This window comes from Kitasatospora sp. NPDC004272, from assembly GCF_053603035.1.
In genome coordinates this window covers 87104-109304 of record NZ_JBSGET010000002.1, presented here as the reverse complement: position 1 = coordinate 109304, position 22201 = coordinate 87104, and the positions used below count along the sequence as shown (strand labels likewise).

The following is a 22201-nucleotide window of genomic DNA, read 5'->3' as shown; positions in this document are numbered from 1 at the left end:
GTGCCACCGTCCGGGCCCGGAACGGGAGTTGCTCGGGTCGACGACCCGTCACGCGGTCGGTCAGGCGATGGAGAAGTCGTCGCCGTAGACCGCGCCCTGGCCGTACCAGCCGTGCAGGTAGACCGTGACGGTGCCGCTGGCGCCGGTGGTGAACGGGACGGTCACCTTGCTCCAGGAGGAGCCGTTCGCCCAGGAGGAGGCGGTGGCGCCGCCGCTGACCCCGACGTACGAGTACGGGCCCTGGACCCAGGCGGTCAGGGTGTACGCGTGGTTCGGGGCCAGGGTGACGACCTGGTCGCACTCACCGGTGGTGCCGGCGGTCGGGGTGGCCTGCAGGGCCTTGGAGCCGCCGTGCACCGGGGTGGAGACGACCGCGCCGCCGCTCTGGCAGGTCCACGGGGCGAGGCTGCCGCTCTCCAGGTCGCCGTTGGTGAGGCCGCCGGTCGGGGTGGTGCCGTTGACGGTCAGCGCGTAGGTGGCGGTGTGGGTCTTGCCCGCGCCGGTGCCGGTGACGGTCAGGGTGTAGGTGCCCGGGGCCGCCGAGGCGGTGGTGGACACGTTCAGGGTGGCGGAGCCGCCCGCGGTGACGCTGGAGGCGCTCAGCGAGGCGGTGACGCCCGCCGGGGCGCCGGAGACGGTCAGGCTGACGGTCGCGGCGGTGCCGGAGGTGACCGCGGTGTTCACGGTGCTGGAGGCGGCGGAACCGGCCTGGACCGAGCCCGAGGCGGGGGAGAGGGCGACCGAGAAGTCGGAGGCGGTGGTGCCGCCGGTGACGGTCAGGGTGTAGGTCGCCGAGTGGGTGCCGCTCGCGCCGGTGCCGGTCACGGTCAGCGGGTAGCTGCCGTTGGCGACGCCCGAGGTGGTGGACACGTTCAGGGTGGCGGAGCCGCCCGCGGTGACGGTGGAGGAGCTCAGCGAGGCGGTGACGCCCGCCGGGGCGCCGGTCACCGACAGGTTGACGCTCTGGGCCGAGCCCGAGGTCACCGCGGTGTTGACCGTCGCGGAGGTGGCGGCGCCGGCCGCGACCGAGCCGGAGGCCGGGCTCAGCGACACCGAGAAGTCGTTCGCCGGCACCGAGGAGCTGGTGAACTTCGAGAAGATGTGGCTGAAGTCCCAGGTGCCCTGCGCGATGCCGGAGCACTCGTCGTGGCCGCCCTGGCCCGGGCAGCCGCCGTTGTCACGCTGCAGCGCCCAGAAGGACAGGGTGTTGATGCCCTTGGAGACGGCCCAGTTGTAGACCGTGGTGGCGTTCGCGACGGTGAAGGTCTCGGCGGCGCCGAAGTCGTCGATGCCGACCATCTCGGTGATGCCGATCATGTTCCACAGCTGGGCGGCGGTCTTCGTCGGGTACAGCTTCGCCAGCTGGTTGTACAGGCCCTGCGCGGAGGTCTGGGTGTCCGCGGCCATGTCGTGCGACTGGTTGTCGTAGTAGTCGAACGTCATCATGTTGACGACGTCGACCCGCGCGTTGTTGGTGACCGCGTTCTTCAGCACCGCCAGGCCGCTGGAGGCCAGGCCGCTGGTGGTGGTCGGCAGGGTGTAGCTGAACTGGATGCTGCGGCCGTTGGCCGCCGCCCAGTCCTCGACGATCTTGATCGCCTTGTTGCGGCGGTCGATGCCGGCCGTGTTGGTCAGCGAGTTGTCCTCGATGTCCAGGTCGATCCGGGAGACGTCGTAGGTGGTGATGACGTTCTCGAACTGCGCGGCGATCTGGTTGACGTCCGTGCAGGAGTCGGCGATCTCGGTGCCCGTGTTGTCGGCGGTGTAGCCGCCGAAGGACGGGATCACGTCGCCGCCGTTGGCGCGGATGGTCGCGATGTCGGCGCCGAAGACCGAGTTCGACACCGGCATCGAGGTGTCGCCGTTCCACAGCGCGGTGCAGGAGCCCTTGGTGGCGGCCTGCAGGAACGCCATGGTGAGGTGCTTGGCACCGGACTGGGCGGCCAGGGTGGCCGGGCTCTCGCCGGTCCACGCCTCGAAGTACGGGGCGAAGACGTGCTGCGGCAGCGGGGTGGCGGCCTGCGCGGGGGCGGAGATCAGCCCCAGCGAGGCGGCCGCCATCGCGCCCGTGGCGAGCAGCGCTTGGAGTGGTCGGTGAAGGCGCATCGAGTCTCCATCAGGCATGGAAGGGTGGCCCGCGTGCCGGTGTTCGGGCACGGGGCAGGGGTCGGCCTGGTACAGGGAGTGCCGGGGTGGTGCGGGGCAATACCTCGCCCCGGCCGGTGGTCACACCCCCACGATGCGTTCCGGTCGGGAAGTACAGCGGACTCATGGTTGGTCTGGACCACTGCGTCTGTCAAGACTCTTTACAGTTCCCCGGCAAGGCCCCCCGAGAGCTTTGCCAACCCTTGGGAATAAGGCCCCTGACGTGCCGTCGGCCCCGCCCCGAGTGCTCGGGACGGGGCCGGTGGACGGTGCGCGGCGGCGGGGATCAGCCCAGGTTCGCGCTCTTCAGCCAGCTCTTGGCGACCGCCGACGGGTCCTCCTTGTCCACCGCCACGCGCTTCATCAACGCGGTCAGCCCGGCCGTGTCGAGCTTCGCCGAGACCGCGTTCAGCGCGGCCGTCCCGGTGGCGTCCAGACCGGCGGTGTTCACCAGCGGGGTGACGTTCTGCGCGCTGAAGACGTTCTTCGGGTCCTCCAGCGACACCAGCTTCAACTGGACGATCTTCGGGTCGGTGGTGAACACGTTGCCGACCTGGATCCCGCCGTCCTTCAGCGCGTTCGCGGTGGTGTCACCGGTCGGCTTCCACTCCTTGAAGGTCAGCCCGTAGACGTCCTTGAACTGCTGCTCGCGCCGGGACTTGAACTCCGGCGGACCGCCCACCACCAGGTCCTGCGCCTTGCCCGCCAGGTCGGCTATCGACTTCACGCCCAGCTTGTCGGCGGTCTCCTGGGTGACCGTCAGCGAGTCCTTGTCCTCCGCCGCCGCCGAGTCCAGCACCGCCAGCCCGGCCGGCAGCTTCGCCTTCAGCTCGGCGTTCACCGCGTCCTTGCCGGTGGCCGTGGACTTGGCGTCCAGGTAGCCCAGCAGCGCGCCGTTGTACTCCGGCAGCACCGTCAGCGCGCCGGACTGCAGCTGCCCGTACAGCACCTCGCGGCTGCCGATGTTGAACTTCTCCTCCACCTTCACGCCCTTGGCCTGCAGGGCCTGCGAGTAGATCGAGGCCAGCAGCACGTTCTCCGGGAAGTTCGCCGAGCCGACCACCACGGTCTTTCCGGACGCGGCACCCGCCCCGGAGGAGGAGGCGGACGGCGCCGGGGCGGGCGACTTCGCGGCCAGCGGGTCGCTGCCGCCGGAGGAGGAGCAGGCCGCCGCACCCGCCAGCAGGGCGACGGCGAGGGCGATACGGACCGGACGGGGCGTCATGGGGTTTCCTTCACGAGTGCGGGAGGGCCAGCGGGATCGGTCTTCACGGGTGCGGGGTCGGTCGGGGCGCCGCCGGTGCGGCGGCTCCGGGCACGGGGGCCGGGTCGCGCGCCGGGCGGCGCGGCGAGCCGGATCAGCAGGGCGAACAGCAGCTGGACCGCCACCGCCAGCAGCACCACCAGCAGGGCGCCGCCGACCGTGGTCGGGTAGTTCCGGGTGGCCAGCCCGTCGATCACGTACCGGCCCAGGCCGCCGAGGCCGACGTACGCGGCCACCGTGGCGGTCGCGATCACCTGCACCGAGGCCGTCCGCACCCCCGCCAGCAGGGTCGGCGCGGCGGCCGGCACGCACACCCGCAGCAGCGTCTGCGGGTGGGTCAGGCCGATGCCGCGGGCCGCGTCCCGGACGTCCGGGTCGGTGCCGCGCACCCCCTCGGCGGCGGCCACCAGCATCGGCGGCGCGGCCAGCGCGGTCAGCGGCAGCAGCACCGCCGCGTCGCCGACGCCCGCCAGCAGCACCGCCAGCGTCACCAGGCCCAGCGTGGGCAGCGCGCGGGCGACACCCGCCAGCGCCGTCACCACGAACAGGCCGCGTCCCGAGTAGCCGATCAGCAGCCCCAGCGGCAGCGCCACCAGCGCGGCCAGGCCCAGCGCCTCGGCGGAGAACGCCAGGTGCTCCAGCACCCGGTGGACGACCGAGTCCGGGCCCGAGCGGTGCGCCGGATCGGCGAAGAAGTCGTGCAGCCAGCCCAGCCAGTTCACCGCGCCACCCCCCGGGCCCACGGCGCCAGCACCCGGCGGGCCGCCACCAGCAGCAGGTCGGTGGCCAGCGCCAGCAGCGCCACCAGGACGATCCCGGCCAGGATCGGGGTCGGGAAGGTCCGCTGGAAGCCGTCCACGAACAGGTAGCCCAGGCCGCCCCGGCCGACCAGCGCCCCCACCGCCGCCAGCGAGATCGAGGACACCGCGGCGACCCGCAGCCCGCCGATCAGGTACGGGACGGACGCCGGGAGTTCGACCGCCGCCAGCCGTCGCCACGGCCCGTAGCCCAGCGCGGTGGCCGCCTGCCGCACCGGCTCCGGCACCGCCCGCAGCCCGTCCACCGTGGTCGGCAGCAGCACCGCCAGCGCGTAGCAGGTCAGCGGCACCATCACGGTCTCCCGGGTGGCCAGCCCGGTGTACGGGATCAGCACCACGAACACCGCCAGCGACGGCAGCGCGTACACCACGTTGAACACCGCCGCGAGCGGCTGGTAGAGGCGGGGGAAGCGTGCGCAGGCCAGGCCGAGCGGCACCGCCAGCAGCAGGGCCAGCAGCACCGGGACCAGCGCGATCACCGCGTGGTCGGCCGTCAGGTCGCCCAGGTAGCCGAGGTGGTCGCCGAGCCAGCGCCAGCGGACCAGCGGCTCACCGTCCAGCATGCGGCACCTGCCCGGGTATCGGGTCGGTGGCGGTGGCGGTGGCGGTGCTCGGGGTGGGGTCGGCGGCCAGCGCCTCGACCACGGCGGTGCGGCTCGCGGTGCCGACCGCCCGGCCGGTGGCGTCCACCGCGACGGCGTGGCCGGACGGGGCCAGCAGCGCGGCGTCCAGGGCGGAGCGCAGCGAGTCCCGGGCCGGGGCGAACACCGGGGCCGGGTGGCGTTCGGTGCCGCGCGCCCAGTGCTCCGGGCGGCCGTCCGGGTCGAGCACCAACCGCCATTCCTCGTACGAGGGTCGCAGGTCGTCGAGGGGGACGGTGGCGGCCGGGCGCAGGCCCAGCCCGCGCAGCCCCCGGTCGCGGCCCAGGAAGGCGGCCACGCCGGCGTCCGCCGGAGCGGTCAACAGGGTGTGCGGGTCGGCGAGTTGGGCGATCTCGCCGTGCTCGCGGAGCACCACCACCCGGTCGCCGAGCCGGACCGCCTCCTCGATGTCGTGCGTCACGAACAGCACCGTCTTGCCCAACTCGCCCTGGATGCGCAGCAGTTCCTCCTGGAGCCCGGCGCGCACCAGCGGGTCGACCGCGCTGAACGGCTCGTCCATCAGCAGCACCGGCGGATCCGCCGCCAACGCCCTCGCCACGCCCACCCGTTGCTGCTGGCCGCCGGAGAGCTGGGCCGGGTAGCGGCGGGCGGTCTCCGGCGGCAGGCCGACCAGCTCCAGCAGTTCGGCGGCCCGGGCCCGGGCCCGCTTGCGGTCCCAGCCGAGCAACCGGGGCACCGTCGCCACGTTGTCGATCACCCGGCGGTGCGGGAACAGCCCCGCCTGCTGGATCACGTACCCGATGCCGCGCCGCAGCCCCGCCGCGGGCAGCGAGGCCACGTCCGCCCCCTCCAGCAGCACCCGCCCGGCGGTGGGCACCACCATCCGGTTGACCATTCGCAGGATGGTGGTCTTGCCGCAGCCCGACGGCCCCACCAGCACGGTGGTCCGGCCGGCCGGCACCTCCAGGTCCAGGCCGCGGACGGCGACCGTGCCGTCGGGGTGGCGCTTGGCGGCGCCCTCGAATCTGATCACGGAAGGGTCCTCGGAGGGTCGGCCGTCGGGTGGTCGTCGGGTCGGTGGTTCGGCTGGTGCGGGTGGTGCGGGTGGTGCTGGCGGTTCAGGCGGTGAGTGTGCTGCGGGCGGGGCGGGAGGTCGGCGCGGGGCGGGAGGTCATGACCCGTCGCTTGTCCGGCTTCCCGTGCCGCTCTCACCGCAAACCTTGATCCACCGGGCTGGTGGGCAGTCCGGCCGCCGCCCAGGCCACGAAGCCGCCGTCCAGGTCGGTCGCCCGGTGCAGCCCCAACTCCCGCAGCGAGGCCGCCGCCAGCGAGGACGCGTACCCCTCCGAGCAGACCACGATCCAGCGCACGCCGTGGTCCACCGCCTCCGGGATCCGGTGGCTCCCGGTCGGGTCCAGCCGCCACTCCAGCACGTTCCGCTCGATCACCAGCGCCCCCGGGATCTCCCCCTCGCGGGCCCGCTGCGCCGCCGGGCGGATGTCCACCAGCCGCGCCCCGTCCGCGAGTTCGGCCCAGGCTCGGGCCGGGTCCGGCCGGTCGAGGCCCGTCCGGGCCTTCGCCAGCAGCTGGTCCACCGTCATCACCACTGCTCCGGTCCTTCCGTGGAGGTCTGCACCAGGCCGCCGGCCCGCAGTTCGTAGTGCGACATCTCGCTCAGCGGCGGCGAGTACGCGTGCAGCGTCACCGCCGGGCCCTGCGCCGTGTTGCGGACGTCGTGCAGGTACTGCGGGCCGAACGCCCGCTCGCTGCCCGCCGGCAGCCGTCGCACCGTCAGCCCGTGCTCCGGCCCGGCCAGCGCCAGTTCCTCCAGCTCGCCCAGCGCCACCGTGAACGCCCCGCGCGAACCGCCGTGGTCGTGGAAGCCGGTGGACTGCCCCGGCAGCCAGCTGATCAGCCACACCTCGTAGTCCTCCGCCAGCTCCAGCCGCTCGTACCAGCGCTCCTCCGCGGACAGTCGCACCCGGTGCAGCCAGCGCTCGGGCCGCTCGGCCAGGTCGCGAACGATCCGGCGCAGCGCGTTCGGGGACAGCGGGGGGCGGGCGGTGCGGTCGGCGGCGCCGGCGGGTGCGGTGGCGGGCGTGCTGGCGAGGTCGATGCTCATGGGGTCCTCCGGGGTGTGCCGGGGCGGCGGCCGTCGCCGGCAACGCGTGCGGAGGCACGGTACGGCGGGGCGCGCGGACGGCAGGACGAGGGGGCGGCAGGGCGAGGGGCGGTGACTGGCCGGGCGGGGCGCGCGGAGACCTGGGTCAACTCACAGGGCGCGCACGGAGGTTACGCGGAGAGCGTCAACAGCAGGCACACATGTCGCTCGCCTGGCGTCGCAGATCGACGTGCAGGCGGCAGACCAGGAAGGTGCCGGAGTTCATGCCGCAGATGCTTCACGACCCGGCGGCGGCCCGTCAAGTTACGCCACGCCGAAGGTCGCATCGTGGACGTCCGCGTCTCGGCCTACGGACGGCCGACGGCCCGCGTTCCGGGGAGAACGCGGGCCGTCGGGGCCTTGAGGGGTTTCAGTTGTCCTGGCCGGCGTTCTCGTCGGCCTGGGCGGCGGCGCTGTCCGCGGCGTCCACCTTCTGCTGCATCTGCTGGACCTGCGCGTCGTCGGCGCCGCCCCCGGAGCCGGCCTTGCCGGAGGTCGGGCCGCAGGCCGTCAGCAGAGCGGCGCAGGCCAGCGCCAGGGCCGCCAGGGCCGCCCGTCCGGCGGCGGGCCGACGGGTCACTTCCCGGCCGCCGGGGCGTTCTTCGCGCACCAGTCGGCCACCGCCGTCAGGTCCGCCTTGCGGGTCTGCAACGTCGGCAGCAGACTGCGGCGGAAGGCCAGCCGGTCGTTCAGGTACTTCTCGATCTCGGCGTGCCCCGCCTTGTGGGCGTCGTCCACCCGCTGCTGCAGCCGGGCCACCGAACCGTTGACGGTGGCGTCGCCGTTCAGCCGCGTCAGCGCCTTGTCGACCCGCTCCTGGGTCTTCGGCAGCCGCTTGCAGACCGCCTTCGCCCCGTCCCCCTTCGGCGCCCCGCCCGCCGCCTGCGCGGGCCCCGCAGCCAGGAACGCGCCCGCCAGCGCCAGCACTCCGACGGCGGCCGCCGCCCGGTTGATGCGCATGGGTATCCCCTTCCACTCCGAATCCCGGCCGGATCCCCCGGCCGGGCCCGACGGTAGGGGGCCTTCTTGTGGAAACCCTGTGGAACCCGGTGCGACGGGGGCGGGGGAGCGGGTCAGTCCACGGCCGCGTTCCGGAGCGCCGGGTAGCCGGGCAGCGGGGCCGCCTCCCAGTGGGCGGCGACCTCGCGCAGCAGCCCGTCGAAGGCCGCGGCGAGGGCCGGGCGGCCGTCCAGGCGGGCGCCCGCCTCCCAGCGGTGGCGCAGCAGTTGGTGCCGGGTCGGGACGGGGCGGCGGGTCGGGTGCATCGGCCGGTCCTCGGCGGAGCGGGGCAGCAGCAGCACGGTGGCGTTGACCGTCCAGACGGCGACGGCGTCCCGCACCCCGGCCTCCCAGCGCGCGTCGTCGGCGAGCTCCGGGTACACGGGGACGACCTTTCCCCGGTACGCGTTCTCGGCCCGCTGGGCCAGTCCGGGCGGCAGGTCGAAGACGCACCAGCAGGACGAGAACGGCATCCGGCAGTACGCGGCGGTGAGGAAGACCGACTGGAAGCAGGCCTCCTCGAAGTCCAGCAGCCGCAGACCGTCCGGGGTGAGCAGGTTGTTGTCCGGGCAGGTGTCACCGGGCGTGAACGCCGGGTACGCCTCGCCGCCCGCGACGCCGACCGCGGCCAGCTCCGCGGCCAGCCCGGCGGGGGCGGGCACCCCGGCCGCGGCGAGCACCTCGGGGAAGCGGGCGGCGTTCTCCGCGATCCACGGCTGCTCCGCCCAGGTCGGCATTCCGGCGTCGAACTTCCGCCACAGCGAGGCGAGTTCTTCCTGCCGCCCGACCGAGCCGGCCGCCAGCCGGCCCAGCCCGCGGGCCCAGGTCAGCAGACCCACCCGGGCGGCCCGCGCATCCTCGCCGAGCAGCAGGTCGGCCAGGGTGGGTGCCGGGCCGAGGTCCTCCAGCACCAGCAGCGGCAACTCCGGGTCGACCGCGAGCAGTCGGGGGCCCGCGAGCCCGAGGGTGAGCCCGGCCGCCTCGGCGGTGAAGGCGCGCAGCGCGTCCGGCCCGCCGGTGTACGCCTTGACCACGACCGACCGCCCGTCGCCGGTGCGGCAGCGCAGCACGGTGGTGCGGCGGCTGCCGCCGAGGTCGACGGGCTCGGACAGGCCGGTGCCCAGCAGCCGGGCGGCGGACGCGAGGACCTGCTTCGTTGCTTCCATCCGGGCATCCTGCCACCCACCCGGTGGGTCAGCGGCGTTCCCGGTCGCTCAACCAGTCCCGGGGGGAGGGGAGTTGTGCGGCCGGTGGGTCGGCGGGAAGCAGCAGCGGCAGGCGGACCTCGAAGCGGCCGCCCGGGCCGTCCGGGCGGTCGGTGGCCAAGGCCGTGCCCCGGTGCAGGGCGGCCTGCTGGGCGACCAGGGTCAGCCCGAGGCCGGAGCCCGGGCTGTCCGGGCGGCGGTGGAAGCGGTGGAAGACGGCGGTGCGTTCGGCGGGCGGGACGCCGGGGCCGGTGTCGTCCACGGTCAGCCGGGCGGTGCCGCCCTCGACGCGCAGGCGGACGTCCACCTCGGCCGGGCGGTCGGCGGTGCGGCCGTGCACGGCGGCATTGCCGAGCAGGTTGGCGAGCAGGATGCGCAGGCCCGCGTCCCAGCCGAACACCCTTGCTTCGGGCGGGAGTTCGGTGCGGTAGACAGTTTCCGGGCGGCGGCGGGCGGCCTCGGCCACGGCGGTGTCCACCAGCTCCGCGAGGTCGACCGGGCCGAACGCGGAGAGCTCCACCAGGTCTCCCCGGGCCAGCGCGGACAGCGCGCTCAGCAGGTCCAGCATCCGGGCGTGGTCCTGCTGCGACTCGGCCAGCACCTCGGCCCGCTCGTCCGCCGCCAGGTCCGGGTGCGCGGCCAGCACGTCCAGGTTGGTGCGCAGGCTCATCAGCGGGGTGCGCAGCTCATGCGAGGCCGCCGAGGAGAACGACCTCGCGGTGTCCAGGGCCTGCGCCGTGCGGGCCGCCTGCTCGTCGTAGCGCGACAGCAACAGGGCGATCGCGGCCGAGAGTTCGTCCACCTCGGCGGTGCCCGTCCGGGCGTGCGCGAACGCCGCGTGCCCGGCCCGCGGGTCCAACCCGGCCGCCCGGCGGCCCAGTCGGCGCAGCGGCCGGGTGGCCCGTTCGGCGAGCCCGAAGGCGATCAGCCCCGAGAGCGGCGCCGCGACCAGCGCCACCAGCAGCACCCGCCGCCGCACCGCCCGCAACTCCTCGGCCGGCTCCCCGGCCGGAGCCAGCACCCACAGCGTCCCGCCGGCGCCCCCGCCGTCCACCCGTACCGTCAACACCCGCCAGGAGGAACCAGCTTGGCGGACCGTCACCACGTTCCCGCCCGGCGCGCCCGGAAGCAGCAGCGGATCGTCCGGCTGCGGGCCCGCCGCGAGCAGCACCGTGCCGTCGGCGGCGGTCAGCCGGACGCCCGCGTCCAGCGCCGCGTCCATCAGCTTGCGCTGCTGGTTCTGCTCGACCTTCGGACGTCCCCGGCTGTCCGCCGCGAGCAGCGCCCGGGCGTTCGGCAGCACGGCGGCCGCCCGGGCGTTCAACTGCGCGTCCTGGCGGCGGTGCAGGTCCGCGCCGACCAGCGGCAGCAGCAGCAGCCCGGCCGCCGCCACCAGCAGCGGCACCAGCACCGCCGCCCCGATCGCGATCCTGGTCGACAGCTTCACCGGCCCGCCCCGCCCTCGTCCGGGGCCCGCACACCCTCGTCCGGGGCCCGCAGTACGAACCCCACCCCGCGCACCGTGTGCACCGTCCGGGGGCGACCGCCGGCCTCCAACTTCCGGCGCAGGTACGAGACGAAGGTGTCCACGGCGTCGCTGCGCACCTCGAAGTCGTAGCCCCACACCCGGTCCAGCAGCACCTCCCGGGACAGCACGATCCCGGCGTTCCGGGCCAGTTGGGCGAGCAGCTCGAACTCGCGCCTGGTCAACCGGAGTTCGTCCTCCGCCCAGAATGCCTGCCGGGTCTCCGGGTGGATCCGCAGCGGACCGACCCGGATCAGGTCCGCGGGCTGCGGCGGTCGGCGGCGCAGCAGCGCGTGCAGCCGCAGCACCAACTCCTCCAGGGCGAACGGCTTCACCAGGTAGTCGTCCGCGCCGGCCTGCAACCCGGCCACCCGGTCGGCCAGTTCGTCCAGCGCGGAGAGCATCAGCACCGGCGTGTCGTCCCCCCGGGCCCGCAGCGTCCGGCACACCTCCGTCCCCGACGGGCCCGGCATCCCGACGTCCAGCACCAGCACGTCCGGCGGATCCTCGGCGAGCGCCGCCAGCGCGAGCGCGCCGTCCGCCGCGACCGCGACCCGGAACCCGCTCAGCCGCAGCCCCCGCTCCAGGCTCCGCCGGATCCCCGCGTCGTCGTCCACCACCAGTACCCGCCCGGCCCCACCGCTCACCTGCCACACCTCCGCCCGAACCGCCCCCGTGGGGGACACGACTCTCGCACAGGGGGATGCGCGGGGGCGGGGCGGGGGTTCCGGCGGCGGGGCGGGGCGGGGGTTCCGGCGGCGGGCGAAGGGGAAGCGGGAGGAAAGGGATGGCAGGGCGCGCGGGGGAGAGGGCGGAGGCTGCTGCTTCCGCGGGGCGGACGCGCGGGGGCGGGGCGGGGGTTCCGGCGGCGGGGCCGGGCGGGGGTTCCGGCGGTGGTCAGGTGGTCAGGTGGTGGGAGCGCAGGTGTCGGTGTGGTGGTGCAGGAGGTCGTCGACGAGGCGGTGGACGTCGGCGGGTTCGATCGGGCCGAGGTTGAGGATGACCCGGAAGTAGAGCGGGGCCAGCAGGTGGTCCACGCCCTGGCGGAGGGTGGGGGCCGGTTCGCCGCGCTCCGCGGCCCTGGCCAGGATCGTGGCCAGTTGCCGTTCGCGGGCGGCCATCCGCGGGGTCGAGCCGGAGTCGGGGCAGGCGAGTTTGCCGACGGCGTGCCGGACCAGGGCCAGGGTCTCCGGGGTGGTGATGGAGGCCCGGCTCCGCTCGGCCCACTGGAGCAGGTCGGTGCGGAGGTCGCCGGTGTCCGGCGGCGGGTCCTCCGGGGCGAGCCGGGTGGCGGTGACGTCGGCCAGCAGGCCGTTGAGGTCGCCCCAGCGCCGGTACACGGAGGTGGGGTTGACGCCCGCCCGGGCGGCGACGGCCGGGATCGACACCTGGTCCGCGCCGCCCTCGGCGATCAGTTCGGTGACGGCCCGGTGCACGGCGGCGCACACCCGCGCGCTGCGCCCGCCGGTGCGGCGGACGGGCTCGGCCGGGGGCGGCCCCGGGGCGGGAGCCGGGGCGGGAGCCGGGGGCGGCTCCGGTGGCTGGCTGTTCACTCTCCCATGCTAAGGCAAAGTGATTCGCTTTAACTCCGAGCAGTCGCCTAGTATCCGTTAAAGCCAACCCTTTCGCCTTAAGGGGTCACGCTTCCGGTCCCCGACCGGCCTGCCATCGAGGTGTCCATGCCGAACTCCCGCGGGCTGTCCCGCACCCCGGCCTTCTGGCTGGTCGCAGCGGCCCTGCTGCTGCTGACCTTCGCCGCCGCCGCGCCCTCCCCCCTCTACGTCGTCTACCAGGCCGCCTGGGGCTTCTCCTCCGGCACCCTCACGGTGATCTTCGCCGTCTACGCGGTGTTCCTGCTGCTCGCCCTGACCACCGTCGGCAGCCTCTCCGACTTCCTGGGCCGCAAGCCGCTGCTCTACGGTTCGCTGCTGCTGGAGGCGGGGGCGATGCTGCTGTTCACCAACGCGGACGGGGTCGGCCCGCTGCTGGCGGCCCGGGCCGTCCAGGGCTTCGCCACCGGGGCCGCGACCGGGGCCCTCTCGGCGACCCTGGTCGACCTGCAGCCGGAGCGCTCCCCGGGCCTCGGCGCCCTCGTCAACGGCGCGGCCTCCACCCTCGGCCTGGCCCTCGGCGCCTTCGGCTCGGGGCTGCTGGTGCAGTACGGCCCGGCCCCGCGGGTCCTGGTCTTCGCGCTCCTCGCCGCCGGTTTCCTGCTCGCCGTCGCCGCCCTGGCGCTGATCCCCGAGACCGCCGGGCGCCGCCCGGGCGCCCTCGCCTCCCTGGTGCCGCGGGCCCGCGTCCCGCGGCAGGCCCGCCGCGCCTTCGCGGTCGGCACGCCGGCCCTGGTCGCGGTCTGGTCGCTCGGCGGCCTCTACCTCTCGCTCGGCCCCTCGCTCGCCGCCGGGGTCCTGCACCTGCACAACCACCTGGTCGGCGGCCTGGTCGTCAGCACCATGACCGCGGCCGGAACGCTCGGCTCGCTCCTGCTGCGCGGCCGCCCCGCCCGGACGACGCTCCGGTTCGGCTCGACCGCGCTGGCCCTCGGCGTGGCCGGCACCCTGGCGGCCCTCGACCGAGGCAGCGCGCCGCTGTTCTTCGCGATGACCGCGCTGGCCGGGCTCGGCTTCGGCGCGACCTTCCTCGGCGTGCTCTCCGGCATCGCCCCGCTGGCCGCCCCCGCGGAGCGCGCCGAACTGTTCGCGGCCGTGTACGTCCTCAGCTACCTGGCCTTCAGCGCCCCCGCGGTGGCCGCCGGGTTCGCCGTCCCGCACCTCGGCCTGCTGACCACCGCCACCGGCTACGGCGCCGCCGTGGCCCTGCTCGCCCTGGCCGCCTTCGGCACCACCTTCGCCCGCCCCCGCCCCGTCACCCGGCCGAACCCGGTGGAGGCGGCCTGCCCGGTGGAGGCCGGCGGTGCGGTGCGGTCCTGACCGGGGGCCACGGCTCGCCGCGCCGGGAGGAGGCGGTGATCCGCCGGCCGTCCGGGGTCTCGTCAGGGTCGGTCAACCGGCCTGCACGGCGTGGCAGTTCGCGCGGGACGACGGACTCCTCGACGCCCACCGCGACGCCTCCCCGCCCGGAGGTGCCGGGGCGTGGCGTCAGCTCGGACCGCCGCCCTCCCCGGTGGCCCGGGCGGCTTCCAGCAGGCAGTTGAGGCGCCGGATCTCCGCGACCAGCCGGGGGACGTCCTGGCGGGCCCCGGCGATGAACGAGGCGTTCTCGTCCCAGAGTCCACCGACGACGTCGACGTAGCGCGGCCGCTGGACGAGGGTGGCGGCCACGATCTGCCCGTGGTCGAAGTCCGGCCAGCGCTCGCCCCGCCCGGTGTCGGGGGCGGTGCTGACGGCGACGAGGCTCATCGCGGCCTCGTCGTCGAGCTGCCGGACGTACCAGGGGCCGGGGGTGGCGGCCGCGGCGCGCTGCTCGATCTCGGTGAGTTCTCCGCCGGTCAGCGGCTCGGGCGGGTCCGTCCGGTCGCTGCTTCCGCGGGGGCCCGGCGGCTCGGGGCGGACGGGTGGTGGCGGGGTCACGGCTCGTCGTGCCAGGAGAAGGCGGTGATGCGCCAGCCGTCCGGGGTGCGGGCGAACTGGAAGGTCTTGGTGCCGCCGCCCTCGTAGGGTTCGCCGTCGAGGAGGCCGGACTTGCGGTAGGTGCCGATCCGGCAGGCCACGCCGTCGGCGATCTCGGTGCGCTCGGCGGTCTCCCACTCGTGGAAGTCGGTCAACCGGCCTTCGGAGAGCAGTAGTTCGCGCGGGGTGATGAACTCCTCGACACCGTAGACGGCGTAGCGGGGCGCGGTCACCACGATGACGCCGCCGGGCAGCATCAGCCGCCGGAGCCGTCCGACGTCGGCCGGGCCGCCGTGCCGGTTGTCGAAGGCGCCGAAGAACTCGGCGGTGAGCCGGTCGAGTTCGGCCTTGGCGGGGGAGGCGGTCGCAGGCACGGGGTGAACGGTAACAGCGGGCGGGCGGGGGGACGACAGGAGGAAACGGGGTTGCCGGTCCTTACCCGACCGTCGAGAATCCAGGACATGACATCTGTGATCAGGCACGTGACCGTCGACAGCCTCGACCCCTACCGCCTCGCCTCCTTCTGGTCGGAGGTGCTGGGCCAGCCGCTCCACGAGGACGACTTCCCGGGCGACCCGCAGGCGTTGATCCCGGCCGCGAACCTGCTGTTCGTGACGGTGCCGGAGAAGAAGGCCGGCAAGAACCGGATCCACTTCGACCTCCAGCCGCAGGAGCGCACGCGGGACGAGGAGGTCGAGCGCCTGCTCGGCCTGGGCGCCGTCCTGGTGGACGACCAGCGCCGGGAGGACGGAACGGGCTGGGCGGTGCTGGCCGACGTCGAGGGCAACGAGTTCTGCGTGGAGCGCAGCCGGGCGGAACGCGGGAACTGAGCGGGACGGCCCCGACGGGGGTGAATCCTTTTCGGGGGGCCGGGACTCTCATGTGCGTCACGCCGTACGGCGGAGGACGCGGACGAGGGCCTGGAGGAAGTCGTGGTGGTTGCCGTGGTGGTCGGTGCGGGTGCGGTGCTGCTCTGCACCTGCGTGCTGGTGCTCAAGCGGAAGCGGGGGAACCGTGGTTGAGACCGGCTGGCCCGGCGAGGAGGTGATCGTCGCGGCGCGCGGCGGCGACCGGGACTCGTTGGCGGTCCTGGTCGCCGGGGCGCACCCGAACGTCCGCCGGTTCGCGCACTCGCTGTGCGCCAGCCCGGAGGACGCGGAGGACGCCGCGCAGGAGGCGCTGATCGTGCTGTACCGGCGGATCGGCATGCTGCGGGCCACCGGGGCGCTCGCGTCCTGGCTGTTCCGGATCGTCCGCAACGAGTGCCTGCGCCGGGTCCGGGCGCCCCGGCAGCTCGCCGCCGAACCACTCGGCGGGGCGGCGGAGTTGGCGGACTCGGCGGAGCAGGAGGCGTTGCGGCGGCTCGACACCGAACGGGTCGCCGCGGCGATCGCCGCACTGCCCGCCGACCAGCGCCGGGTGCTGGTCATGCGCGACCTGCAGGGGCTCGGCGGGCGGGCGGTGGCGGAGGCACTGGGGCTGAGCACGGCCGCGATGAAGTCCCGGCTGCACCGGGCCCGGGCGGCCGTCCGGGCCGAACTCGCCGACCTGCCGGGCGGCGTGCGGTGAGCGGGCGCCGGACGGAGGGGCCCGGGGCGACCGGGGCGACCGGGCGGACGGACTTCGCGAGCGCCTCGCTGGCGCGTCACCTGCTGCGCGGGGCGGTCGGGTTCGGGGCGGTCGCGGCCGGGTTCGCCCTGCTGCCGGGGTGCGGGCCGGTGGCGCTGCTGCTCGTTCCGGTCGGGCTGTTCGCCCTGCGCGGCTGTCCGATGTGCTGGACGGTCGGGCTGCTGCAGACCCTCTCCCGGGGCCGGTGGCGACGTGACTGCGCGGACGGCCGGTGCAGCCTCGCGGCCCGGGCGCCGGGACGGTAGCGGGCCGATCATCGGATCAGCGCAGTGATCCGCCGGGTGGGGGAACGGCCGACGGTTCTGCGCCGCCCGGCCGGGACGGTCCAGCAGACTCGTCCCGTCGGGCGGCGGGCCCGAACGGACCCGGGACGGACCGTCCCGGCAGGCCCGGTGGGCCCGGCAGACCCGGACGAGCCGACGCACGTGCCGGACGCGCACCCGAGGAGGACCCCGCCATGAGCCACGCCGCGAGCCCCGCCGCGCACCGCCTCCCGGCCGGAGCGCTCCCCGGCCCAGCCGCCGGACCGCTCGCCGGCCTGCTCGACCGGGTCCCCCTCCCCGCGGCCCACCCGCACGCCGACGCGCTCCGCGAGGAGGCCGTGCACTGGCTGGCCGGGACCGGGCTGCTCGACCGCGAGGGCCTCGAACGCCTGCTGGAACAGGGCCACTTGGAGCTGGCCGCGCGCTGCTGGGGCGACCTGCCGCCCGGGCCCGCGCTGCGGGCCGGCACCCAGTGGCTGCTGCTCGGCTGGATCCTCGACGACCACTTCGACCGGCACTGGCTCGGCGACCCGTCCGACGAGGCCGACCGCACCGTCCGCGAACTCGCCGCGCTGCTCGGCCCGGAGCTCGGCCCCGGCGCCGTCCCGCCCGCCCCCGCGACCGCGCTGGCCCGGGCGTTCCGCACCCTGTGGCAGGACAGCATCGCCCTCGCCGGACCCTCCTGGCGGGCCCGGCAGACCGCCGACTTCCGCAGCTACCTGGAGGGTTCGCTCGACTTCCTGCGCCTGCGCGGCGCCACCCCCACCGTCCCGCAGTACCTCTCGTACCGGGAGCAGGACGGCGCCGTCCGCTGCGCCACCGGCGCGGTCGAGCTCGCGCACCGCCTCGACCTGCCCGCGCAGTTCCACGGCCACCCCCAACTCGTCGACCTGCGCGCCAGGTTGGACCACCTGATCGGCTGGGCCAACGACCTGTGCTCGTACCGGGTCGAGACCGCCGCCGGGCACGGCAACAACCTGCTGAGCGCCCTGGAAGTGCACGAGCGGCTGCCCCGGGACGCCGCCGCCACCAAGGTCGCCGCACTCTGCGAGGCCGAGCTCACCACCCTGGAGTTCCTCGCCGAAGGCATCGCCCGCGGCTCCCACTGGCCGCCCCAAGTGCGCTGCTACGTGAGGGCCCTGGTCCGCTTCGCACACGCCCTGCTGCACTGGACGGCCGGCACCGCCCGCTACCGCCCGCAACCCGTCCCGCCGCCCCGCGGCCGCGGGTAGGCCGCCGGGGCCGCCGGGGGCCGAACGGGGGTCGAACAGGCAGGGGGAGGCGGGACGGTGGCGCTGCGCAGGAGGGGCCCCCGTCCCCTCGCGGTCGACGGAGTGCCGTACCGCTGGACGATCCGCCGCCGCCCCGGCCACGGGCAGGGCATCGGCGGGAGCCCGCTGACCGCGGCCGTCGAACGCACCGCGGGAGCCGGGTCCGCGCCGCTGCCGGCCTTCCCGGGCGCCCACCCCGGCAACCGGCTCGGCCCGCCCGCCACCGGCGTCACCCCGGCCCGGATCGCCGCCGTCCGCCGCGCCCGGGACCCGGAGCGGCCGGGCGGGCCCTTCCGTCTCAACCTGCCCGCGGAGCCGTAGCGCGGACCGGACTCCCGGCCCCGGGCACCCGGACTCCCGGCCCCGGGCACCCGGGATCCGGGCCCCGGGCACCCGGGATCCGGGCCCGGCCGCCGCCGCGCGGTCACAGCGGCGGCAGGGGGCTCCTGCGCGTCCAGCCAGCGCGCCGGGACGCCGGCCAGGCCGGTGCGGGCGGCGACCACGCCGCCCGCGACGGCACAGGTGGTGTCCATGTCGCCCCAGCCCGCCAGGGTCTGCCACAGCGCCTCGGTGAGGTCGTCGAGGTGCCCGGCGGCGGACCACAGCGCGAACGGCACGGTGTCCTGCGCGGACACCTCGAAGCCGGAACCGAGCACCGTCGCGGCGTGCCGCACGCCGGTGCCCGCCGGGAAGCGGGCCGCGATCCGCAGCCCCGAGCGGACGTCGCTCTCCGGCAGCAGGCCCGCGACCTCGGCCAGGAACTCCGCCCGCCCCGGCGCGGCCGACCCGCGCGAGCGCACCGCCAGCGCCGCGGCCAGCGCCACCGCCTGGGCGCCGACCGCCGCCTCCGGGTGCGCGTGGGTGGCCCGGGCGGAGCGCCCGGCCTGCTCGGCGACGGCCGCCAGGTCGTCCGCGAACCAGGCGCCGAGCGGGGCGACCCGCATCGCCGCGCCGTTGCCGTGCGAACCCTGCCCGCCGAACAGCGCCGAGGTGACCGCGACGTGGTCCGCCCCGTCCTGCACCGCGCGCAGCACCCGGTGCATCGACGGCCCGTACTTGCGGTGCGGGACGGCCGTGTACTCGGCCGCGAACTCCCGGGCCAGCGAGGCCGGTTCGACCTCGCCGCGGTCGCGCAGGTGCCGGGCCAGGACCAGCGCCATCGCGGTGTCGTCCGTCCAGTGCCAGGGCGCCGGGCGGACGGTCCGGGCCGAGAGCTCCACGGACGCCTGCTCCACCGGCGGGTGGAACCAGCGGTCGCCGAACGCATCGCCCAGCGCCAGCCCCCGCAGGCTGTCGGCGGCGGACGGCGGGACGGACCGGAAGGCGGACACCGGGGCTCCGAGGGGAAGGGGGCTGACGGGGAGGATTGTCCCGGCCGGGGAGGAACGCCCGCCAACGGATTTCCCGGGACCGGGTCACCCGACTGGTACCAAAGGCTGATTCGCGGTCACCCATCGGACGGGGTTCGCTCGATCGTGGGCGGTTCGTGCTGCCGAACCTCCCCCGTGGGTCCAAGGTGGGGGCAGGACGCACTCGGAAGATCGCGTCCCGCTCGCCGCGCCAGGCCCGGGCCCGTGCGCGCGCCCCGACGGACGCCGTCCGCCGGGCACGCGCCCCCGGGTCCGCCGCGACGCGCTGAGCGGCAGGCCACCTCGCAGGGAGACGAACCGATCTTCTAGGCTCGCTCATCGGTCCCCTGTCACGGTGCCCGTCCGCGCCGAGGAACGGAGACCGACGTCCCCGGGCCCCGGGCCGAGCCGGAGCCGCGGACCGAGCGAGGAGGACGCAGTGTTGCCCAGCCCCAGGTCGCACCGTACGCAGCGACCGAGCCCGACGCCGCGCAGGACCCCCCGGCCGCTCGCCCCACCGATACCGCCCGGTGGCCCGCGACCCGCCGGGGGTGAACAGTGAGTCCCCATACCGTGGCTCCCGAGCCGCACCCCGACCGGGCACCGGCCGCCGGCGAACCGCCGGCCGCCCCCGACAGCACCGAACCGCCCGCCGCCACAGCGGCGTTGCCCCCCACCGCCGCCGCCCTGCCGGGCCTCCCGCGCACCCTCACCACGCGGGCCCGGACCCTCGCCGCGGCCGTCCGCAAGCGCTGCGCCGACCTCGCCGGGATCGAGTCCCCCTCCGGCGACGCGCCCCGGCTCGACTCCCTCGCCGAAGAACTCGCCGCCGGCTACGCCGCCACCGGGGCCACCGCCGTCCGCAAGCGCTGCGCGCACGGCGACCACCTCGTCCTCGACTGGCCGGGCCAGCAGGAGGACCTCCCGCACCTGCTGGTGGTCGGCCACCACGACACCGTCTGGCCGGTCGGCACCCTCACCGACTGGCCCGTCGAGGAGCGCGACGGGCGGCTCTCCGGCCCCGGCGTCCTCGACATGAAGGGCGGACTCGCCCTGCTGGAAGGCGCGTTCGCCCTCCTCGCCGACCTCGGCCAGCGGCCGCACCGACCGGTCCGGATGGTGATCGTCTCGGACGAGGAGATCGGCAGCCCCGACGGCCGGACCCAGGTCGAACGCCACCTGCGCGGCGCCGCCGCCGTCCTCGGACTCGAACCCGGACACCCCGACGGCCGCCTCAAGACCGCCCGCCGCGGCTCCACCCGGGTCCGGCTCACCGTCACCGGCCGCGAGGCCCACGCCGGCCTCGACGCCGCCGACGGCCTCTCCGCGATCGACGAACTCGTCGACCAGCTGATCACCGTGCGCGACCTCGCCCACCAGCCCGGCACCGAACTCAACACCGGACGCATCGGCGGCGGCACCCGCGCCAACGTCATCGCCGGCCACGCCGAAGCCGAACTCGGGCTGCGCTTCTCCACCACCGAGGCCCAGCGCCGCACCCTCGACACCCTCGCCCACCTCACCCCCCACCGGCCCGGCGCCGACGTCCGCACCGAGGTCCTCTCCAGCCGCCCCGCCTGGCCCGAACGCACCGGCAACCCGCTGCTGAGGCACGTCCGCTCGCTGGCCGCCGCGCTCGGCCAGCAACTCGACGGCGCACCCGCCGGCGGGGCGGGCGACACCAACCTGGCCGGCGCGAGGGGCCTGCCGACCCTGGACGGCCTCGGCGCGGTCGGCGGCGGCCCGCACGCCCGCCACGAACACCTCCGGATCGACCAACTGGGGCCCCGCATCGCCCTGCTGGCGGCGCTGCTGGCGGTGCCGCTGCCGCGCCTGCGCGAAAGGTAGAGGGGCTCACGAGAGCGCATTCAGGGGCTCGGGGAACGGCGAGCCCGGGTCTGCTGGCGGTTCACTGCCGTTGCGCGCGTCTGCTTCCGGTTCTGTTCAAGACACGCAGCAACACGGACACTTCGGTGGGCTCCGGCCGTCAGCAGCTCGGACCCGCCGTTCCCCGGGCCCCTGGTGGTGCATGTTCGTTTGCCGACGGTTTCCCGGGCCCCTGATGCCGCCTCTCGCCGTTCGCCTCCGAGCCCCTGATGCTGCTGTCCGTGACCTCCTTGCCACCGGCTGGCCGCTGTGTACAGAATGGAACCGACCGAACGGTCAGTCGGGAGGTGGGTCGTGGAGGCGCAGTTCGAAGCGGTGATCGCCGCGGACGCGCGGGTGGAGCCGCGGGACTGGATGCCGGACGCGTACCGGGCGACGCTGGTGCGGCAGATCGCGCAGCACGCCCATTCGGAGATCATCGGCATGCAGCCGGAGGGCAACTGGCTGACCCGGGCGCCCTCCTTGCGGCGCAAGGCGATCCTGCTGGCCAAGGCCCAGGACGAGGCCGGGCACGGGCTGTACCTGTACGCGGCGGCGGAGACCCTCGGGGTGGACCGGGCGGAGCTGACCGAGAAGCTGGTCGACGGCCGGCAGAAGTACTCCTCGATCTTCAACTACCCGACGCTGACCTTCGCCGACGTCGGCGTGATCGGCTGGCTGGTGGACGGCGCGGCGATCTGCAACCAGGTGCCGCTGTGCCGGTGCAGCTACGGGCCGTACGCCCGGGCGATGGTGCGGATCTGCAAGGAGGAGTCGTTCCACCAGCGGCAGGGCTACGAGCTGCTGATGACCATGATGGCCGGGACGGACGCCCAGCGCGCCATGGTGCAGGACGCGGTGGACCGCTGGTGGTGGCCCTCGCTGATGATGTTCGGCCCGCCGGACGGCGCCTCGCCCAACAGCGAGCGCTCGATGGCCTGGCGGATCAAGCGGCACAGCAACGACGAGTTGCGCCGGCGCTTCGTCGACATGACCGTCCCGCAGGCCGAGCACCTGGGCGTGACGCTGCCCGACCCGGACCTGGCCTGGAACGAGGAGCGCGGCGGCTGGGACTTCGGCGAGCCGGACTGGTCGGAGCTGCAGCAGGTGATCAAGGGCGACGGGCCGTGCAACGCGCAGCGGATCGAGCGGCGCCGGGCGGCCCACGAGGACGGCGCCTGGGTGCGCGAGGCGGCCTCGGCGTACGCGGCCAAGAAGGCGGCCAGGGAAGGGAGTTCGGGATGAGCGGGGAACGGGCCTCCTGGCCGCTGTACGAGGTGTTCGTGCGGCCCCGGCGCGGGCTGAACCACGTGCACGTCGGGTCGCTGCACGCGGCGGACGACAAGATGGCGCTGCTCGCGGCGCGCGACCTGTACACCCGGCGCAACGAGGGGGTGAGCCTGTGGGTGGTGCGCTCGGACGCGATCACCGCGTCCAGCCCGGACGAGCAGGACGCGTTCTTCGCGCCGAGCGGCGACAAGGTCTACCGGCACCCGACGTTCTACCCGATCCCCGAGGACGTCCCGCACATCTGA

Annotated in this window: 24 protein-coding genes; 8 read left to right on the top strand and 16 right to left on the bottom strand. The window is 75.3% G+C overall.

Annotation, left to right across the window (positions count from 1 at the left end; all coding sequences use genetic code 11):
* Window positions 1–60 precede the first annotated feature (60 nt).
* The 13 genes from ACWEO5_RS01325 to ACWEO5_RS01265 all read right to left on the bottom strand — a co-directional run bounded on the left by ACWEO5_RS01325 (window position 61) and on the right by ACWEO5_RS01265 (window position 12272).
* Window positions 61–2106 (bottom strand): glycosyl hydrolase family 18 protein, encoded by a 2046-nt coding sequence (locus tag ACWEO5_RS01325; protein ID WP_452158981.1) that lies wholly within the window; start codon window positions 2104–2106, stop codon window positions 61–63.
* Window positions 2107–2431: 325 nt separating this feature from the next.
* Window positions 2432–3370, bottom strand: a complete 939-nt coding sequence (locus ACWEO5_RS01320; RefSeq protein ID WP_452158979.1) for an ABC transporter substrate-binding protein — start codon at window positions 3368–3370, stop codon at window positions 2432–2434.
* The gene (locus ACWEO5_RS01315; protein ID WP_452158977.1) at window positions 3367–4131 is read right to left on the bottom strand and encodes an ABC transporter permease; all 765 of its coding nucleotides are present in this window, start codon (window positions 4129–4131) and stop codon (window positions 3367–3369) included. Before ACWEO5_RS01315 ends, ACWEO5_RS01320 begins: the two co-directional genes overlap by 4 nt.
* A complete protein-coding gene (locus tag ACWEO5_RS01310) occupies window positions 4128–4790 on the bottom strand; it encodes an ABC transporter permease (protein ID WP_344550822.1) in 663 nt (220 codons plus the stop codon). Before ACWEO5_RS01310 ends, ACWEO5_RS01315 begins: the two co-directional genes overlap by 4 nt.
* Window positions 4777–5862 carry an ABC transporter ATP-binding protein gene (locus ACWEO5_RS01305; protein WP_452158975.1) on the bottom strand — a complete coding sequence of 362 codons (1086 nt, stop codon included), beginning with the start codon at window positions 5860–5862 and terminating at the stop codon, window positions 4777–4779. The genes ACWEO5_RS01310 and ACWEO5_RS01305 overlap by 14 nt, the downstream gene beginning before the upstream one ends.
* 175 nt (window positions 5863–6037) lie before the next feature.
* Entirely contained in the window at window positions 6038–6430 is a 393-nt protein-coding gene (locus ACWEO5_RS01300) for a rhodanese-like domain-containing protein (protein ID WP_452158972.1), read from the bottom strand.
* Window positions 6430–6951, bottom strand: coding sequence for a cysteine dioxygenase (locus ACWEO5_RS01295; RefSeq protein WP_452158970.1), 522 nt, complete (start codon window positions 6949–6951; stop codon window positions 6430–6432). The genes ACWEO5_RS01300 and ACWEO5_RS01295 overlap by 1 nt, the downstream gene beginning before the upstream one ends.
* Before the next feature lie 409 nt (window positions 6952–7360).
* On the bottom strand, window positions 7361–7570 hold the full coding sequence (locus ACWEO5_RS01290) for a hypothetical protein (RefSeq protein ID WP_452158968.1): 210 nt from the start codon (window positions 7568–7570) through the stop codon (window positions 7361–7363).
* Window positions 7567–7950: a hypothetical protein gene (locus ACWEO5_RS01285; RefSeq protein ID WP_452158966.1), complete on the bottom strand. Its 384-nt coding sequence runs from the start codon at window positions 7948–7950 to the stop codon at window positions 7567–7569. Before ACWEO5_RS01285 ends, ACWEO5_RS01290 begins: the two co-directional genes overlap by 4 nt.
* A 113-nt stretch (window positions 7951–8063) precedes the next feature.
* Window positions 8064–9155 carry a hypothetical protein gene (locus ACWEO5_RS01280; protein ID WP_452158965.1) on the bottom strand — a complete coding sequence of 364 codons (1092 nt, stop codon included), beginning with the start codon at window positions 9153–9155 and terminating at the stop codon, window positions 8064–8066.
* Window positions 9156–9183: 28 nt separating this feature from the next.
* Complete coding sequence (locus ACWEO5_RS01275; protein ID WP_452158963.1) at window positions 9184–10641, bottom strand: sensor histidine kinase; 1458 nt, start codon at window positions 10639–10641, stop codon at window positions 9184–9186.
* Window positions 10638–11366 (bottom strand): response regulator transcription factor, encoded by a 729-nt coding sequence (locus ACWEO5_RS01270; RefSeq protein WP_452158961.1) that lies wholly within the window; start codon window positions 11364–11366, stop codon window positions 10638–10640. Before ACWEO5_RS01270 ends, ACWEO5_RS01275 begins: the two co-directional genes overlap by 4 nt.
* 258 nt (window positions 11367–11624) lie before the next feature.
* Window positions 11625–12272 carry a TetR/AcrR family transcriptional regulator gene (locus ACWEO5_RS01265; RefSeq protein WP_452158959.1) on the bottom strand — a complete coding sequence of 216 codons (648 nt, stop codon included), beginning with the start codon at window positions 12270–12272 and terminating at the stop codon, window positions 11625–11627.
* Window positions 12273–12398: 126 nt separating this feature from the next.
* Here ACWEO5_RS01265 and ACWEO5_RS01260 point away from each other — a divergent pair, with 126 nt between their 5' ends.
* Window positions 12399–13649 carry an MFS transporter gene (locus tag ACWEO5_RS01260; RefSeq protein ID WP_452158957.1) on the top strand — a complete coding sequence of 417 codons (1251 nt, stop codon included), beginning with the start codon at window positions 12399–12401 and terminating at the stop codon, window positions 13647–13649.
* A 168-nt stretch (window positions 13650–13817) separates the two neighbouring features.
* On the opposite strand, the gene ACWEO5_RS01255 is transcribed toward ACWEO5_RS01260, so the two are convergent.
* Both ACWEO5_RS01255 and ACWEO5_RS01250 read right to left on the bottom strand, forming a co-directional pair.
* The gene (locus tag ACWEO5_RS01255; RefSeq protein WP_452158955.1) at window positions 13818–14249 is read right to left on the bottom strand and encodes a hypothetical protein; all 432 of its coding nucleotides are present in this window, start codon (window positions 14247–14249) and stop codon (window positions 13818–13820) included.
* Window positions 14246–14662, bottom strand: a complete 417-nt coding sequence (locus ACWEO5_RS01250; protein WP_452158953.1) for a DUF4440 domain-containing protein — start codon at window positions 14660–14662, stop codon at window positions 14246–14248. Before ACWEO5_RS01250 ends, ACWEO5_RS01255 begins: the two co-directional genes overlap by 4 nt.
* Before the next feature lie 87 nt (window positions 14663–14749).
* On the opposite strand from ACWEO5_RS01250, the gene ACWEO5_RS01245 reads away from it, so the two are divergent.
* From ACWEO5_RS01245 to ACWEO5_RS01230, 4 genes are all read left to right on the top strand, one after another.
* Window positions 14750–15118 carry a VOC family protein gene (locus ACWEO5_RS01245; protein ID WP_452158951.1) on the top strand — a complete coding sequence of 123 codons (369 nt, stop codon included), beginning with the start codon at window positions 14750–14752 and terminating at the stop codon, window positions 15116–15118.
* A 184-nt stretch (window positions 15119–15302) separates the two neighbouring features.
* Window positions 15303–15857, top strand: coding sequence for an RNA polymerase sigma factor (locus tag ACWEO5_RS01240; protein ID WP_452158949.1), 555 nt, complete (start codon window positions 15303–15305; stop codon window positions 15855–15857).
* Entirely contained in the window at window positions 15854–16162 is a 309-nt protein-coding gene (locus ACWEO5_RS01235; RefSeq protein WP_452158947.1) for a hypothetical protein, read from the top strand. Before ACWEO5_RS01240 ends, ACWEO5_RS01235 begins: the two co-directional genes overlap by 4 nt.
* Window positions 16163–16374: 212 nt before the next feature.
* Window positions 16375–17412 carry a terpene synthase family protein gene (locus tag ACWEO5_RS01230; RefSeq protein ID WP_452158945.1) on the top strand — a complete coding sequence of 346 codons (1038 nt, stop codon included), beginning with the start codon at window positions 16375–16377 and terminating at the stop codon, window positions 17410–17412.
* On the opposite strand, the gene ACWEO5_RS01225 is transcribed toward ACWEO5_RS01230, so the two are convergent.
* Window positions 17370–18782, bottom strand: a complete 1413-nt coding sequence (locus ACWEO5_RS01225) for an ADP-ribosylglycohydrolase family protein (RefSeq protein ID WP_452158943.1) — start codon at window positions 18780–18782, stop codon at window positions 17370–17372. The genes ACWEO5_RS01230 and ACWEO5_RS01225 overlap by 43 nt on opposite strands.
* Window positions 18783–19373: 591 nt before the next feature.
* On the opposite strand from ACWEO5_RS01225, the gene ACWEO5_RS01220 reads away from it, so the two are divergent.
* From ACWEO5_RS01220 to paaB, 3 genes are all read left to right on the top strand, one after another.
* The gene (locus tag ACWEO5_RS01220; protein WP_452158941.1) at window positions 19374–20648 is read left to right on the top strand and encodes a M20 family metallopeptidase; all 1275 of its coding nucleotides are present in this window, start codon (window positions 19374–19376) and stop codon (window positions 20646–20648) included.
* A 297-nt stretch (window positions 20649–20945) separates the two neighbouring features.
* On the top strand, window positions 20946–21911 hold the full coding sequence (gene paaA / locus ACWEO5_RS01215; RefSeq protein WP_452158939.1) for a 1,2-phenylacetyl-CoA epoxidase subunit PaaA: 966 nt from the start codon (window positions 20946–20948) through the stop codon (window positions 21909–21911).
* Entirely contained in the window at window positions 21908–22201 is a 294-nt protein-coding gene (paaB, locus tag ACWEO5_RS01210) for a 1,2-phenylacetyl-CoA epoxidase subunit PaaB (RefSeq protein ID WP_344550842.1), read from the top strand. The genes paaA and paaB overlap by 4 nt, the downstream gene beginning before the upstream one ends.